Origin of the sequence: Actinomadura keratinilytica (assembly GCF_039539665.1) — a bacterium.
In the GTDB taxonomy this organism is placed as follows: Bacteria; Actinomycetota; Actinomycetes; order Streptosporangiales; family Streptosporangiaceae; genus Spirillospora; species Spirillospora keratinilytica.
In genome coordinates, this window is sequence record NZ_BAABDO010000040.1 from 1 (window position 1) to 14,564 (window position 14,564).

General features: G+C 75.8%; 15 protein-coding genes. 11 read left to right on the forward strand and 4 right to left on the reverse strand.

Annotated features, from left to right (window positions below; genetic code table 11):
• On the reverse strand, positions 1-809 hold an 809-nt coding region (locus tag ABD879_RS15170), incomplete at its 3' end, for a sensor histidine kinase (RefSeq protein ID WP_345021881.1).
• Positions 810-1,078: 269 nt separating this feature from the next.
• On the opposite strand from ABD879_RS15170, the gene ABD879_RS15175 reads away from it, so the two are divergent.
• The 7 genes from ABD879_RS15175 to ABD879_RS15205 all read left to right on the forward strand — a co-directional run bounded on the left by ABD879_RS15175 (position 1,079) and on the right by ABD879_RS15205 (position 7,667).
• On the forward strand, positions 1,079-1,984 hold the full coding sequence (locus ABD879_RS15175) for an LLM class flavin-dependent oxidoreductase (RefSeq protein WP_345021883.1): 906 nt from the start codon (positions 1,079-1,081) through the stop codon (positions 1,982-1,984).
• Positions 1,985-2,059: 75 nt separating this feature from the next.
• Positions 2,060-2,485, forward strand: coding sequence for a hypothetical protein (locus ABD879_RS15180; protein ID WP_345021885.1), 426 nt, complete (start codon positions 2,060-2,062; stop codon positions 2,483-2,485).
• A 21-nt stretch (positions 2,486-2,506) separates the two neighbouring features.
• Positions 2,507-3,622, forward strand: a complete 1,116-nt coding sequence (locus ABD879_RS15185) for a sensor histidine kinase (protein WP_345021887.1) — start codon at positions 2,507-2,509, stop codon at positions 3,620-3,622.
• On the forward strand, positions 3,619-4,278 hold the full coding sequence (locus ABD879_RS15190) for a response regulator (RefSeq protein ID WP_345021889.1): 660 nt from the start codon (positions 3,619-3,621) through the stop codon (positions 4,276-4,278). The genes ABD879_RS15185 and ABD879_RS15190 overlap by 4 nt, the downstream gene beginning before the upstream one ends.
• Before the next feature lie 115 nt (positions 4,279-4,393).
• Positions 4,394-4,654 carry a hypothetical protein gene (locus ABD879_RS15195; protein WP_345021891.1) on the forward strand — a complete coding sequence of 87 codons (261 nt, stop codon included), beginning with the start codon at positions 4,394-4,396 and terminating at the stop codon, positions 4,652-4,654.
• Positions 4,651-6,774, forward strand: coding sequence for an MMPL family transporter (locus ABD879_RS15200; RefSeq protein WP_345021893.1), 2,124 nt, complete (start codon positions 4,651-4,653; stop codon positions 6,772-6,774). The genes ABD879_RS15195 and ABD879_RS15200 overlap by 4 nt, the downstream gene beginning before the upstream one ends.
• A 164-nt stretch (positions 6,775-6,938) precedes the next feature.
• Positions 6,939-7,667: a FadR/GntR family transcriptional regulator gene (locus ABD879_RS15205; protein ID WP_345021895.1), complete on the forward strand. Its 729-nt coding sequence runs from the start codon at positions 6,939-6,941 to the stop codon at positions 7,665-7,667.
• Positions 7,668-7,710: 43 nt separating this feature from the next.
• Here ABD879_RS15205 and ABD879_RS15210 read toward each other — a convergent pair whose 3' ends face one another.
• The 3 genes from ABD879_RS15210 to ABD879_RS15220 all read right to left on the reverse strand — a co-directional run bounded on the left by ABD879_RS15210 (position 7,711) and on the right by ABD879_RS15220 (position 10,553).
• Positions 7,711-8,493, reverse strand: a complete 783-nt coding sequence (locus ABD879_RS15210) for a crotonase/enoyl-CoA hydratase family protein (RefSeq protein WP_345021897.1) — start codon at positions 8,491-8,493, stop codon at positions 7,711-7,713.
• 27 nt (positions 8,494-8,520) lie between these two features.
• The gene (locus ABD879_RS15215; RefSeq protein WP_345021899.1) at positions 8,521-9,279 is read right to left on the reverse strand and encodes an SDR family NAD(P)-dependent oxidoreductase; all 759 of its coding nucleotides are present in this window, start codon (positions 9,277-9,279) and stop codon (positions 8,521-8,523) included.
• 74 nt (positions 9,280-9,353) lie between these two features.
• Positions 9,354-10,553: a thiolase family protein gene (locus ABD879_RS15220; protein ID WP_345021901.1), complete on the reverse strand. Its 1,200-nt coding sequence runs from the start codon at positions 10,551-10,553 to the stop codon at positions 9,354-9,356.
• Between the two features lie 102 nt (positions 10,554-10,655).
• Between ABD879_RS15220 and ABD879_RS15225 the strand changes: the two genes are divergently transcribed.
• From ABD879_RS15225 to ABD879_RS15240, 4 genes are read left to right on the forward strand one after another with little or no spacing between them, the layout of a single operon-like run.
• On the forward strand, positions 10,656-11,819 hold the full coding sequence (locus tag ABD879_RS15225; RefSeq protein WP_345021904.1) for an acyl-CoA dehydrogenase family protein: 1,164 nt from the start codon (positions 10,656-10,658) through the stop codon (positions 11,817-11,819).
• 33 nt (positions 11,820-11,852) lie between these two features.
• Positions 11,853-12,998, forward strand: coding sequence for an acyl-CoA dehydrogenase family protein (locus ABD879_RS15230; protein WP_345021906.1), 1,146 nt, complete (start codon positions 11,853-11,855; stop codon positions 12,996-12,998).
• Positions 12,998-13,747 (forward strand): SDR family NAD(P)-dependent oxidoreductase, encoded by a 750-nt coding sequence (locus ABD879_RS15235; RefSeq protein WP_345021908.1) that lies wholly within the window; start codon positions 12,998-13,000, stop codon positions 13,745-13,747. The genes ABD879_RS15230 and ABD879_RS15235 overlap by 1 nt, the downstream gene beginning before the upstream one ends.
• Positions 13,748-13,754: 7 nt before the next feature.
• Positions 13,755-14,558 carry an amidohydrolase family protein gene (locus ABD879_RS15240; RefSeq protein WP_345021910.1) on the forward strand — a complete coding sequence of 268 codons (804 nt, stop codon included), beginning with the start codon at positions 13,755-13,757 and terminating at the stop codon, positions 14,556-14,558.
• The last annotated feature ends 6 nt before the right edge of the window (positions 14,559-14,564 follow it).

Sequence of the window (14,564 nt, forward strand, 5' to 3'; positions counted from 1 at the left end):
GGGAGGCCGGCCGGGGCGCCGGGCGGGCGGCGCGCGGCGGGCAGCGGCAGCCGGGCCCGCACCAGGAAGCCGTCGCCGGGCGGGCGCCCGAAGGTGAACGAGCCGCCCCGCGCGGTGACCGTCTCGACCAGGCCGCGCAGCCCCTGCCCGCCGGGACCGGCCCAGCCCTCCCCGGGCGGCCGCCCGCCCTCGTTGGTCACGGTGATGCGCAGCTCGTCGCCGTACTCGATCAGCACGCGCAGCCTGCCGCCGCCGTGCTTGAGCGCGTTGGCCAGGCTCTCCTGCACGATGTGCAGCGCGGTGGTGCGCAGGTCGAGCGGCAGCGCGGGCTCGCGCCCGGTCACCTCCAGCTCGACCGCGCGCCGGTCGGGCATCCGCCCGATCAGCTCGGCGGCCCGCTGCGACAGCAGCCAGCCGCCGGGCTCGGGGGCGCCGCGCAGCGTGCCGATGATCTGCCGCATGTCCCGCAGCGTCGCCTGCGCGGTCTCGTCGATCAGCCGGGCCACCGACTGCGCCTGCGCGCTGACCGCGGGCAGCCGCCGCGAGTGCATGGCGATGACGACGAGCCCGTGGCCGACCGCGTCGTGCAGCTCGCGGGCGATGCGCCGGCGTTCGCGCTGCACGGCCAGGGCGACCTCGTCGGCCCGCCCCCGGCACAGGCGGCCGCAGCGGTGCACCGCCCGGTGGCCCAGCGCCGCACCCGCCAGCACGCCGACCGCCGCGCCGCCCGCCATCAGGCCGATCCGGTGGCCGAGCCGTCGGGCGGGTGCCCGCGCGGTGCGCCCGCCGCTTGCCCGCGGCCGCGTCACGGCCCCGTGTCCCTGGTCAACTCGCCCCCGAAGATGTCGCCCCGCCGACCCCCGCACCGTCACCGACCAGTCAGGATGCTAGGCGCGGCGAACCAAGGTGATCAAGAAGACGAATGTCAAGAATGCCGTCGCACCCGGTAGATCAACATGCGTCGTTTCCCACACGCCGCAAGCGGAATACCGTCCCGGGGCGCGCGGTTCCACGGCACGTCCGGTCACCTTAGGGCCGTGCGACGACGACGTCGGCGCGGCGGGAGTGAGGGGGAGACATGACCGACTACGGCCACGACCTCATGTTCGGCGCGTTCATCACCCCGGGCAGCGCCGACCCGAAACGGGTGCTCGACCTGGCGCAGGAGGCCGAGGCCGCCGGCCTCGACCTGGTGACGTTCCAGGACCACCCCTACCAGCCGCGCTTCCTCGACACCTGGACCCTGCTGTCCTACGTGGCCGCGCGCACCGAGCGCGTCCGCCTGTCGGGCAACGTGCTGAACCTGCCGCTGCGGCCCCCCGCGGTGCTGGCGCGCGCGGCGGCCAGCCTCGACCTGCTCAGCGGCGGCCGCTTCGAGCTCGGCCTGGGCGCCGGCGGGTTCCGGGACGCCGTCGAGGCCATGGGCGGGCCCGGCCTCACCCCGGCGCAGAGCGTCGACGCGCTCGGCGAGGCCATCGACGTCATCCGCGGCATCTGGGACGCCGGCAACACCGCGCGGCTGCGGATCGACGGCGCGCACTACCGGGTGGACGGCGCCAAGCGCGGCCCGGCCCCCGCCCACGACATCGGCATCTGGCTGGGCGCCTACAAGCCCCGCATGCTGCGCCTGGTCGGCGGCAAGGCCGACGGGTGGCTGCCCTCGCTGCCGTACCTGGACGGCGTGCGCAGTCTTGCCGAAGGCAACGCGGTCATCGACGAGGCCGCCGCCGCGGCCGGGCGCGACCCCGCCGCGGTGCGCCGCCTGCTCAACATCGGCGGCCGGTTCGGGGCCGGCGGCGAGGAGCCGTTCAGCGGACCGCCCGCGCGGTGGGCCGAGCAGCTGGCCGAGCTGACCCTGGAGTACGGCGTCAGCGGCTTCATCGCCATGGCCGACGACCCCGCCTTCCTGCGGACGTTCGGACGGGAGGTCGCCCCCGCGACCCGCGAACTGGTCGCCTCCGCCCGCGCGTCCGCATCGGCCTGACCCGGCCGGGCCCGGCCCCGGACGCGCCCCGGCCCCCCATCGCATGCCCGACCGTCCGTCCACAAGGAGGATGCGGTGAAGCTGAGGACCGTTCCGGGCCGCCTGGCCAGCGGCGCGTACATCCTGCACAGCGGGCTGGAGCTGTGGAAGGGGGACGAGAGGCAGGCCGCGGCCACGCACGGCATGGCGGCCGCCGCCTTCCCGTTCCTGCGCGACGTCCCGCCGCGCCGGTTCCTGCGCCTGCTGGCCGCCGGGCAGATCGCCACCGGCGCCGCGCTGCTGGCGCCGTTCGTGCCGAGCGCCCTGGCGGGGGCCGCCCTCACCGGGTTCGGCGGCTCCCTGGTCGCGTTCTACCTGCGCGCCCCCGGCCTGCGCGAACCCGGCAGCGTCTGGCCCAGCCGGGAGGGCATCGGCGTCAGCAAGGACGTCTGGCTGCTCGGCATCGGCCTCGGCCTGCTGGCCGACGCGGCCACCGAATGCCGCGCGGCGGAACGCGGCTGATCGTCTCCCTATGCTGGGGTGATGCTGTCTCGTCACGGGGCGGCGGCCGCCGCGCTGGCGGTGCTGGTCGCCGGGAGCACGGTCGCGATGTGGCTGCGCGCCCCCGCCCATCCGCCGTGGCGGGCGGCCGTGGACGGGCTGCTGGTGCTGAGCGTGTGCGGCACGCTGCCGCTGCTGCGGCGCCGCCCCCTGGCCGGCGGCCTGTACGCGCTTTCGGCCACCTGCGCGTACTACGTGCTCAGCCCGGTCGACGGGCCGCTGATCGTCGTGACGGTCCTGGCGCTGTACATGGTCGCCGCGGGCGGGCGGGTGCGCACCGCCGCGGCGCTCGGCGCGGTCCTGGTGATCGCCGTCGGGCTCGGCACGCTGGCCGGCAACGAGGACGTCAACGGCGTCGCGATCATCATGCTGACCGGCTGGGTGGTGGCGCTGGTCGCCCTCGGCGCCGTCCGGCACGGCCGCCAGGAGGCGCTGCGCGCGGCGGTGCGGCGCGCCGAGGAGGAGGCGCGCTGGCGCGCCACCGACGAACGGCTGCGCATCGCCCGCGAACTGCACGACGTCGTCGGCCACCACCTGTCGATGATCAACGTGCAGGCGGGCACCGCGCTGCACCGGCTGCACCGCGACCCCGAGCAGGCGGGCCGGGCGCTCAGCGTGATCAAGGAGGCCAGCCGCGACACGCTGCGCGAGATGCGCGCCGCGATCGGCGTGCTGCGCGCCGTCGACGAGGCGCCGGGCACCGCGCCCGCCGGGCGGCTGGACCGGCTGGACGACCTGGTCCGGCACGCCGAGCTGGCGTCGCTGGAGACCGAGGTGCGGATCGAGGGCGACCCGCGTCCGCTGCCCGCCGGGGTGGACCTGGCCGCCTACCGCATCCTGCAGGAGGCCGTCACCAACGTGACCCGGCACGCCGCCGCCCGCCGCGTCGCCTTCCGGATCGGCTACGGTGCGGCGGACCTGCTGGTGGAGGTCGAGGACGACGGGAGGGGCGCCGCCGCGGATGCGGGCGGGGACGGCACCGGCATCCGCGGCATGCGGGAGCGCGCGCGGGCGCTGGGCGGCGAGCTGACCGCCGGGCCCCTGCCGGGCGGCGGGTTCCGGGTGCGGGCGCGGCTGCCGTACGGGGCGGACCGATGATCCGGGTGCTGCTCGCCGACGACCAGGCGCTGGTGCGCGCCGGATTCCGCTCCCTGCTCGACGACGAGGCCGACATCGCCGTCGTCGGCGAGGCCGCCGACGGCGCGGGCGCGGTCGCGGCGGCGCGCGAGCTGAAGCCCGACGTGGTCCTGCTGGACATCCGGATGCCGGGCATGGACGGCCTGGCCGCGGCCCGCCGCATCGCCGCCGCCGACCCGGCGGTGCGCGTGGTGATCCTCACGACGTTCGACCTGGACGAGTTCGTCTACGGCGCGCTGCGCGCGGGCGTGGCGGGCTTTCTGGTCAAGGACACCGAACCGGAGGAGCTGCCGCGCGCGGTGCGGGTCGCCGCCCGCGGCGACGCGCTGATCAGCCCGTCGGTGACGCGGCGGCTCATCGCCGAGTACGCCGCCCGCGGGGCGGCGCCCGACCCGGACCCGCGGCTGGACGCCCTCACCCCGCGCGAACGCCAGATCGTCGAGCTGGTCGCCGGGGGCCGCTCCAACGACGAGATCGCCGAGCGGCTGCAGCTGCGCCCGGCCACGGTGAAGAGCCAGGTCAGCCGCATCATGACCAAACTGGACGTGCGCGACCGCGCGCAGCTGGTGGTGCTGGCCTACGAAAGCGGCCTGGTGCGCCCCGGCTGGGCCGGCTGACGCGCCGCCGCAACCTGAGGTGTAGGGCCGCGGCGGGCGCACGCAACAAACGGGGTACCGGGGCGGCGCCCCGCGGCCGATGCGCGCCGCCGTGCCGCGGCGGCAGCCTGGGCGCATGAACGACAACCGATCCGCTCCCTCGCCGGCGAGCAGGGCCGGGGCCGCCGTGGTCGGCTTCCTGGTCGGCGGTGCGGGGGGCTTCTTCGCGACGGAGGCGTTCGCCGCGTTCTGCCACTTCGTCCTCGGCGTGACCCTCGACGTGGAGGACACGCCCGCCCTGCTGGCGGTGTTCGCCGGCCTGCCGCCGCTGCTGGCGGTCGTCGGCGCGTTCGTGGGCGTGCGCGTGGCCGTCCGGGAGAACAGGGGCCGCCGGTGACGACCGGAGTGTTCGGGCGCCTGGCGGCCTGGTCGTACCGGCGCCGCTGGATCGCGCTCGGCCTGTGGGCGCTGGTGCTGGCCGCCGTCACCGTCGCCGCGCAGGTCGCGGGCACCGACTACCGCAACGACTTCACCCTGCCCGGCACCCAGTCGCAGCGGGCCGGCGACCTGCTCGCCGAGCACGGCGCCGCGCAGGCGGGCGACGCCCTGCAGATCGTGCTGAAGGCGCCGGGCGGGCTGCGCGCGCCGGACACCGAACGCCGCGTCCGCGACATGCTCGGGCGGGTGGCCGCGCTGCCGGGCGTCGCGGCCGTCCGCGCCCCCTACGACGACCGCGCCGCGATCTCCCGCGACGGCACCGTCGGGTACGCCACCGTCGCGCTCACCGGCAAGGCGGAGCAGGTCCCGCGCGGCGACGTCGTCCGCATCGTCGACACCGCGCGGTCGGCGGCGTCCCCGGCCGCGTCCTCGGCGGCGGCCGGGGGGCTCCAGGTGGAGGTGGGCGGAGACGCGGCGCGCGGCGCCGAGGAGAGCGGCGGCGGCGCCGAGGGCGCGGGCATGCTGGCCGCGCTGGTGATCCTCGTGCTGCTGTTCGGCTCGCTGGTCGCCGCCGCGCTGCCGCTGCTGACCGCGCTGTTCGCGGTCGGGTCGGCGATCGGGCTGATCGGGCTGGCCTCGCACCTGGCCACGGTCGCCGACTTCACCCCGCCGATCCTCATGCTGGTCGGCCTCGGCGTCGGCGTGGACTACGCGCTGCTGGTGTTCCACCGCTACCGGCACGAGCTGCTGGAGGGCGCCGGGCCGGCGGACGCCGCGCGCCGCGCCCTGGACGCCGCGGGCCGCACCGTGTTCGTCGCCGCCTGCACCGTCGTCATCGCGCTGCTGGGCCTGGTCGCCCTCGGCCTCGGCGCGCTGCAGGGCGTGGCCGTCGCGGTCGCGCTGACCGTGCTGGTCACCATGCTCGCCGCGCTGGTGCTGCTGCCCGCGCTGCTCGGCTTCTTCGGCGGGCGCATCCGGCGGCACGTGCGCAGGCGCGCCGAGCGGGCCGCCGCGCGCGGCAGGGAGCCGGGCGCGGGCTGGCGGCGGCTGGCCGCGGCAGTGCAGCGCCGTCCGCTGCCCGCCCTGCTGGTGGCGCTCGCCGCGCTGCTGGCGCTGTCGGCGCCGGCCCTGGACATGCGCCTGGGCTTCGCCGACGCGGGCAACGACCCGGCCTCGTCCACCACCCGCAGGGCCTACGACCTGCTCGCCGAGGGCTTCGGGCCCGGCTTCAACGGGCCGCTGGTCGTCGTCGGCGAGACGGGCGCGGACGAGGCGCGCCGCGTGCAGCAGGTGCTGGCCCGCACCGACGGCGTCGCCGCGGCCACCCCGCCGCTGCCGTCCCGCGACGGCGCGGTGCACACGCTGCTGGTCTTCCCGGACGCGGCGCCGCAGGACGAGCGGACCGCCGACCTCGTGCACACCCTGCGCGCCGACGTGCTGCCCGACGGGTTCCACGTCGGCGGCCCCACCGCCGCCACCCAGGACTTCGCCGACACCGTCGCCGCGCGGCTGCCGCTGTTCGTCGCGATCGTGGTGGGCCTGTCGGCGCTGCTGCTGTCGGTCGTGTTCCGCTCGCTGCTGATCCCGGTCAAGGCGGCGCTGCTCAACCTGCTCAGCATCGCCGCCGCGCTGGGCGCGATCACGCTGGTGTTCCAGCACGGCCGCTTCGGGGTGCCGCCGGGCCCGATCGAGGCGTACATCCCGGTGATGATCTTCGCGATCGTGTTCGGGCTGTCCATGGACTACGAGGTGTTCCTGCTGGCGCGCATCCACGAGCGGTGGACCGCCACCGGCGACCCGGGGCGCGCCGTCCGCGAGGGCCTCGCCGCGACCGGCCAGGTCATCACCGCCGCCGCGGCCATCATGATCGTGGTGTTCGCCGCGTTCGTGCTGAGCCCGAGCCGGATGCTGCAGCAGTTCGGCCTGGGCCTGGCGGTCGCGATCCTGCTGGACGCGGCGGTCATCCGCTGCCTGATCGTCCCCGCCGTGCTGCAGCTGCTGGGGCGGCGCGCCTGGTGGCTGCCCGGCCCGCTGGCCAGGCGCCTTCCGGAGGCGGCGGTGGAGCGCCGCGCCGGCTGAGCGCCCCCGCCGCGCCGCCGCGTGCCGTCCCGGGCCCCGCCCGGGACGGCGCTTTGTGATCTACAGCGTAAAGGCGGCGGCCGGGCCGCCGCGATGCCGTACCGGGGCTTCCTATAGACCATAATGATGGTTGTCATTGATTGCGGAAGACGGGTAGGGACGACGTGGCGCAGCCGCATATCAAACGGGGGGTGAAGGTCGGCGAGGCGATCGCGCAGGACATCGTGCGGAAGATCGGCGCGGAGGGGCTGGCACCGGGCACGCCGCTGCCGTCCGAGGCGCAGATGATCGAGGAGTACGGCGTCGGGCGCGGGTCGCTGCGCGAGGCGCTGCGCATCCTGGAGGTGCACGGCCTCATCTCGATCAAGCCGGGTCCGCGCGGCGGGCCGATCGTCGCCGAGGTCAGCGCGGCCGCCTTCGGCCGGATGGCGTCGCTGTACTTCCAGGCGGCGCGGATGACCTTCCGGGAGCTGATGGAGGCCCGGCTGGTGATGGAGCCGGTCATGGCGCGGCTGGCCGCCGAGCGCCGCGAGCCCGACAAGGTCGAGCTGCTGCGGAGCATCGCGCAGGGCACGCCGCTGGACGACGACGCCGGCTACCTCAGCCACAGCGGCGACTTCCACCGCCTGGTGGCGTCCATGTCGGGCAACGGCATGCTCAACCTCTACAGCGCCTCGCTCGGGCACATCTTCCACGACCGGGTCAGCGGGATGTTCTTCCCCAAGGCCCGCCGCGCCAAGGTGCGCGAGGCGCACGCCGCCATCGCGCAGGCGATCGCCGACTCCGACGCCGACGCGGCCGAGAAGCTGATGCGCGACCACATGCAGGAGTACGCCACCTACGTGCGGCGCAAGCAGCCCGCGCTGATGAACGAGGTCGTCGGCTGGCGCTGACGGCGCGCACGGCCCCCGGGCGGCGGGCCTGCGGGGCCGCCTTTCAGGAGCCGGTCCAGCGCGGGGCGCGCTTCTCCACGAACGCCCGCGCGCCCTCCTTGGCGTCGGCCGACTCGCGGACCGGGGCGACGATCTCCTCCTGCCGGGCGAACTGCTCCTCCAGCGTCCAGTCCGCCGACTCCACCAGCACCCGCTTGGACGCCGCCAGCGCCAGCGGCGCGTTCGCGGCGATCTCCGCCGCCAGCTCCAGCGCCCCGGCCAGGGCCTTGCCGGGGTCGGTGAGCCGGCCGACCAGGCGGACCTCGGCGGCGTCGGTGGCGGGCCACAACCGCCCGGTCAGGGCCAGCTCCATCGCCAGGTGGTACGGCACCCGCCGCTGCAGCCGCAGCAGGCCCCCGGCGGCCGCCGTCAGGCCCCGCTTGACCTCCGGCAGCCCGAACGTGGCCGCGCGCGACGCCACGATCAGGTCGCAGGCCAGGGCGATCTCGAAGCCCCCGGCCAGCGCGTACCCCTCCACGGCGGCGATCAGCGGGGTGCGCGGCGGCCGCTGCACCAGCCCGGCCAGGCCGCGCCCCTCCACGACGGGCCGCTCGCCGCGCGCGAACCCCTTGAGGTCCATGCCGGCGCAGAACGTCCCGCCCGCCCCGGTGATCACCCCGACGGCCAGGTCGGCGCGGGCGTCCAGCAGGTCCAGCGCCTCGGCGATCCGGTGCGCCATGTTCCGCGTCACGGCGTTGCGGGCGGCGGGCCGGTTCATGGTGAGCACCAGCACCGGGCCGCGCTCCTCGACCAGCAGTTCCGGCTCGGCGCCGGCGGTCTGGCTCATCTTCGGTCTCCTCTGCCGATGCCGCGGTCAGCGGGGGGCCATGCGCAGCGCGCCGTCCAGGCGGATGGTCTCGCCGTTCAGCATCTTGTTCTCGATGATCTGCAGGGCCAGCGCGGCGTACTCGTCGGGGACGCCGAGCCGGTTGGGGTGGGGGACGCTCCGGCCGAGGGACGCGCGCACGTCCTCGGGCAGGCGGGCCAGGATGGGGGTGTCGAACAGGCCGGGCGCGATCGTGGCGACCCGGATCAGCCGCGACGCCAGGTCGCGCGCGGCCACCAGCGTCATGCCGACCACGCCCGCCTTGGCCGACGCGTAGGGGATCTGGCCGATCTGCCCCTCCCACGCGGCGACCGACGCGGTCAGCACGCACACGCCGCGTTCGCCGCCGACGGGCTCGTTGCGGGCCATCCGCGCCGCCGCCAGCCGCAGCACGTTGAACGTCCCGATCAGGTTGATCCGCACGATCCGCTCGTAGGTCTCCAGCGATCCGGGGGAGCCGTCGCGGCCGACGAGCCGGACCGGCCCGCCGCGTCCCGCGCAGTGCACCAGGGCGCGCAGCGGCGCGGCGGCATCGGCGGCGCCGAGGGCGGCCCGCACGCCCGCGGGGTCGGCGACGTCGGCGGGGGCGAAGGTGCCGCCGATCCGGACGGCGGCGGCCTGGCCGGCGGACTCGGGCAGGTCGAGGACGACCACGTGGGCGCCGCGCTCGGCGAGCCGCGCCGCGGTGGCCGCGCCCAGGCCGGAGGCGCCGCCGGTGACGATGACCGATGTTCCTTTGACGTCCACGCGGGTGTCTCCGTTTCGCGGTGGTCGGGGGCGGGCGGGAAGGCGGGGTCGGCGGGCGGGGTCGGCGGGCGGGGTCAGAGGCGTTCGATGACGGTGGCGTTGGCCATGCCGCCCGCCTCGCACATCAGCTGCAGCCCGTAGCGGCCGCCGCCGTCCTCCAGGGCGTGCAGCATCGTGGTGGCCAGGCGGGCGCCGGACGCGCCGAGCGGGTGGCCGAGGGCGATGGCGCCGCCGCGCGGGTTGACCCGGTCCGGGTCGGCGTCGGGGAACTCGGCCAGCCAGGCCAGCGGGACGGACGCGAACGCCTCGTTGATCTCGATGTGGTCGATGTCGGCGAGCGTCAGCCCGGAGCGTTGCAGGACGCGGTGCGTCGCCGGGATGGGCGCGGTGAGCATCAGCAGCGGGTCGTCCCCGCACACCGCCATCGCGTGGATGCGGGCGCGCGGTGTCAGGCCCAGCCGCGCGCAGCGGGCGGCGCTCATCACCAGCAGGGCGGCGGCGCCGTCGGTGATCTGCGAGGAGTTGCCGGCGGTGATGTGCCAGCCGATCTCCGGGAAGCGGGCGGCCAGGTCGTCGCGGGCGAACGCGGGCCGCAGCGCGGCCAGGCGCTCGGCGGTGCTGTCGGGGCGGATCGTCTCGTCGCGGGCGAACGGGCCCGCCGGGGTGTCGACGGGCGTGATCTCGCGGTCGAACGCGCCGGAGTCGCGCGCGGCGGCGGCCAGGCGGTGCGAGCGGACGGCGTAGGCGTCCAGCTCGTCGCGGCCCAGCTTCCAGCGGGCGGCGACCAGTTCGGCGGCGACGCCCTGCGGGACCAGGCCGGGGGCGTAGCGGTCGGCGACCGCGGTGCCGTACGGGTCGGCGCCCGCGCGGGCCGAGCCCATCGGAACCCTGCTCATGGATTCCACGCCGGCCACCACGACGACGTCCTGGCAGCCGGACCTGACGGCCTGCGCGGCGAAGTGCAGGGCCTGCTGGCTGGATCCGCACTTGCGGTCGATGGTGGCGGCGGGCACGTGCGCGGGCAGCCCGGCGCCCAGCCAGGCCATCCGGCCGGGGGTGGCCGACTGCTCGCCGACCTGCGAGACGCATCCCACCAGCACGTCGTCGACGAGGGCGGGGTCGAGGCCGGTGCGGGCGAAGAGCGCGGTGAACGTCTGGGCCAGGAGGTCGACCGGGTGGACGTCGGCGAGCGCGCCGCCCGGGCGGCCGCGGGCGCCGGCGGTGCGGACCGCGTCGACGATGACGGCCTCGGTCGGCGGGTGTCCCTGCTGCATGTCAATTGATTATCATGATATGCATCAGTATGTCCACGAGCGCCGTTGACCGCCGCTCGCCCACAGACAAGGTTCATCATTACTAGGGAGAAGGCGGGTTCCATGACTGCCGTTGCCGAGCATCCCGAGATCGACGAGATCCGCGAGCTGGCGGCCCGCGTGGCGGCCGAGGTGTTCGGCCCGTCGGCCGGAGAACGCGACGTCGCCCGCACCCCCGTGTCGGTGGCCGAACGGCGCCGCCTGGGCGAGCTGGGCTTCCTCGGCATCGCGCTGCCCGAGCGGTTCGGCGGCGCGGGCGCCCCGCTGCCGCAGGCGCTGGCGGTGATCGAGGAGTTCGCCAAGGTGTCCCGGCCGGCGGCGTTCCAGATCTTCGAGGCCAACACCGGGCCCGCCCAGGTGATCAACCACCTGGGCACCGAGGAGCAGCGGGCGCGCTGGCTGCCGCCGATCATCCGGGGCGACAGCACCATGGCGGTCGCGATCTCCGAACCGGACGCCGGGTCGGCCGCCACCGACATGCGCACCCGCGCCGAGCGCGTCGACGGCGGCTACGTCGTGAGCGGCGTCAAGCGCTGGATCTCCAACGGCGGCGAGGCCGACCGCTACCTGCTGTACTGCCGGATGAGCGACGCGCCCGGCGCCAAGGGCATCGGCGCCGTCGTCGTGGAGAAGGGCATGCCCGGCCTGAGCTTCGGCCGGCCCGAGCGGCTGATGGGCTTTCGCGGCATCCCGTCCGCCGACGTGATCCTCGACGGCGTCCGCGTGCCCGAGGAGAACGTCGTCGTGCCCGCCGGCGGCTTCGGCAGGCTGTTCGGGGTGTTCGCCATCGAGCGGCTCGGCAACTCCACCATGAGCCTGGCGATCGGGCAGGCCGCACTGGACCGCACCCGCGAGTACGTGTGCCGGCGCGAGCAGTTCGGCAAGCCGCTGGCGGAGTTCCAGTCCGTGCAGCTGGCGCTGGCCGACATGCTGCTGCAGGTGGAGGCGGCCCGGCTGCTGGTCGAACGCGCCGCCGCCGGCGCCGGCACCGGCCTGCCCGACCCGCTGCAGACCTCGCTGGCCAAGTGCGCCGCCAACGAGATGGCCAAGCGCGTCACCGACCTGGCCATGCAGCTGCACGGCGGCAACGGCTACACCGAGGAGTACGGCATCGAGCGCCTGCACCGCGACGCGCACGGCTGGGCCATCGCGGGCGGCACCCCCGCCATGCAGCGCATCCGCATCGCCTCCGAGCTGCTCGGCCGCAGGTTCGACCAGCGCCGCTGACCGTCCGCCCCGACACCGACCCCGAGGAGCATCGTGGAAGAAGGGCAGTTGTTCGAGCTGAGCCCGCGCCACCGCAAGGTGCGGGAGGCGGCGCGGCAGGTCGCGGCGCAGGTGGACGCGTTCGCCGCCGAGGCCGACGAGAGCACCGAGGTGCACGCCGGGACCCTGGCGGCGCTGCGCGCCTCCGGCCTGGCCCGGCACGTGGTGCCCGCGGCCTACGGCGGGGAGAGCGAGATGCTCGACCCGCTGACGATCACCGTGGTGCGCGAGGCGCTGATGTACTCCTCGGCGCACCTGGACTCGCTGTTCGCCATGCAGGGCATCGGCAGCTACCCGCTGGCCGTCGGCGGGGGCGACGCGCTGCGCCGGTCGTGGCTGCCGCGGGTGGCCGCGCTGGAGGCGATCGCCGGGCTGGCGCTCACCGAACCGGACGTCGGGTCCGACCTGCGCGCCGTCGCCACCACCGTCGAGAGCGTCGCGGGCGGCGTGCGGGTGCACGGCCGCAAGTCGTTCATCACCAACGGCGGCGCGGCCGACTTCTACTGCGTCCTCGGCCGCGAGGGCGGGGACGGGTACTCGATGGTGCTCGTCCCCGCCGACGCGCCCGGGCTGACCGTCACCCCCGGCAGCGGCCTGATCGCCCCGCACATCCTCGGCGAGCTGGACTTCGACGGGGTCGTGGTGCCCGAGGAGAACCGGCTCGGCGTGCCCCGCGAGGCGTTCTCGCTGATGCTGCGGACGCTCGCGGTGTTCCGCGTGTCGGTGGCCGGGGCGGCGGTCGGGCTGGCGCAGGCGGCCCTGGACGAGGCGCTGCGGCACGTCACCACCCGCGAGCAGTTCGGCCGGCCGCTGATCCACCTGGGCGCCGTCGCGCAGAACGTGGCGCTGTCGTGGACGGAGGTGGAGGCGGCCCGCGCGCTCGCCTACCGGGCGGCGGCGCTGGCCGGCGCCGACCCGCTGGCCCGCCTGGACATGTCCTCGATCGCCAAGGTCGCCGCCACCGAGGCCGCCGGCCGGGTCGTGGACCGGTCCCTGCAGGTCATGGGCCGCTTCGGGCTGGTGCGCGGCGCGAAGATCGAACGGCTGTACCGCAACGCGCGCCCGCTGCGCGTCTACGAGGGCGCCACCGAGGTGCTGCTCGACTCGCTCGCGCGCCGCCTGGCGAAGGGAGTGTCGTGATGGATCTTCGGCTGCGGGACGCGGTCGTCCTGGTGACCGGCGCGAGCCGGGGCCTGGGCGCCGCCATCGCGCTCCGGCTCGCCGCCGAGGGCGCGCACGTCGTCGGCGCCGCCCGCTCCAAGGACGCCTTGGCGGAGCTGGCCGCGCGCGGCGGCGGGCGCATCACCGCGATCGAGGCCGACCTGCGCGACGAGGACGCCGTCGCCGGGCTCGCCGACGAGGTGGTCGCCCGGCACGGACGCATCGACGCGCTGCTCAACAACGCCGGCATCGCCCCCGCCGGCAAGTTCGCCGACCAGGACCCCGCCGTGTGGAAGGAGGTGATGGCGGTCAACGTCCTGGCGCCCATGCTGCTGGCCCGGGCCGCCGGCCGGCACATGATCGCCCAGGGCGGCGGCCGCATCGTCAACGTCGCCTCCACCACCGGCGTGCGGGGCAAGCCGCACCTGGTCGCCTACTCCACCTCCAAGGGCGCGGTGGTGCGCTTCACCGAGGCCCTGTCCGCCGAGTGGGCCGCCAAGAACGTCCAGGTCAACTGCCTGGCGCCGGGCGCGTTCCGCACCGACGCCCAGCGCGCCGTGCTGGAGTCGCCCGACCTGCTGCGCCGCCGCGTCGCCCGCATCCCCGCCGGGCGCATCGCCGACCCGGACGAGCTGGTGCCGCTGGCGTGCCTGCTGCTGTCCCCGCTGTCGTCGTTCACCACCGGCGCCACCTTCGTGGTGGACGGCGGCGAGTCCGGCAAGCTGTGAGGAGAACATGATCATCGATGCGCACAGCCACGTGTGGCCGGACCGGATCGCCGCGGCCGCGCTCGGCGGCAACCGCGTGCCCGGCCTCACCGCCCGCGGCGACGGCACCGTCGGCGGACTGACCGCGGCCATGGACCGCGCCGGCGTCGACGTCAGCTGCTGCCTGGGCATCGCCGACCAGGCCCGGCACGTCGACAAGGTCAACGCGTTCGTCGCCGGGCTGGCGGGGGAGCGGCGGATCGCGGTCGGCACCGTCCACGTCGACCTGCCCGTCGAGGAGAACCTGGCCAGCCTGCGGCGGCACGGCGTCACGGCGGTCAAGCTGCACCCGCTGTTCCAGGACTTCGCGCTGGACGACCCCCGCCTGTGGGAGCTGCTGGAGGCGTTCGGCTCCGACGTCGCCGTCATCGCCCACGTGGGGGAGGGCGGCGACGCCCGCACCAACGCGCTGTCCAGCCCCCGGATGATCGCCGACATCGCGCGGCGGTTCCCCGAGCTGCGGCTGGTGGCCTGCCACTTCGGCGGCTACCGCATCCTGGACCAGGCCGAGGAGATGCTGGACGGCGCCGACGTGGTGCTGGAGACGTCCTGGCCGCCGAGCCTGGCGGACCTGCCGCCCGAGCGGGTGCGGCGGCTGGTGCGGCGGCACGGCGCGGAGCGCATCGTGTTCGGCTCGGACTGGCCGATGACCGACCCGGGCGCGGAGATCGCCGCGATCGGGGCGCTCGGCCTGACCGACGACGAGACCAAGTCCGTGCTCGGCGGCACCATGGCCCGCGTCCTGGGGATCGACTCGCCCTGGGCGAGGTGACCGGGT

Coding starts and splice junctions, on each gene's coding strand:
- ABD879_RS15210 (WP_345021897.1), bottom strand. CDS start 8,493: ATGAGCCAGACCGCCGGCGCCGAGCCGGAACTGCTGGTCGAGGAGCGC.
- ABD879_RS15235 (WP_345021908.1), top strand. CDS start 12,998: ATGGATCTTCGGCTGCGGGACGCGGTCGTCCTGGTGACCGGCGCGAGC.
- ABD879_RS15195 (WP_345021891.1), top strand. CDS start 4,394: ATGAACGACAACCGATCCGCTCCCTCGCCGGCGAGCAGGGCCGGGGCC.
- ABD879_RS15190 (WP_345021889.1), top strand. CDS start 3,619: ATGATCCGGGTGCTGCTCGCCGACGACCAGGCGCTGGTGCGCGCCGGA.
- ABD879_RS15185 (WP_345021887.1), top strand. CDS start 2,507: ATGCTGTCTCGTCACGGGGCGGCGGCCGCCGCGCTGGCGGTGCTGGTC.
- ABD879_RS15240 (WP_345021910.1), top strand. CDS start 13,755: ATGATCATCGATGCGCACAGCCACGTGTGGCCGGACCGGATCGCCGCG.
- ABD879_RS15225 (WP_345021904.1), top strand. CDS start 10,656: ATGACTGCCGTTGCCGAGCATCCCGAGATCGACGAGATCCGCGAGCTG.
- ABD879_RS15220 (WP_345021901.1), bottom strand. CDS start 10,553: ATGCAGCAGGGACACCCGCCGACCGAGGCCGTCATCGTCGACGCGGTC.
- ABD879_RS15175 (WP_345021883.1), top strand. CDS start 1,079: ATGACCGACTACGGCCACGACCTCATGTTCGGCGCGTTCATCACCCCG.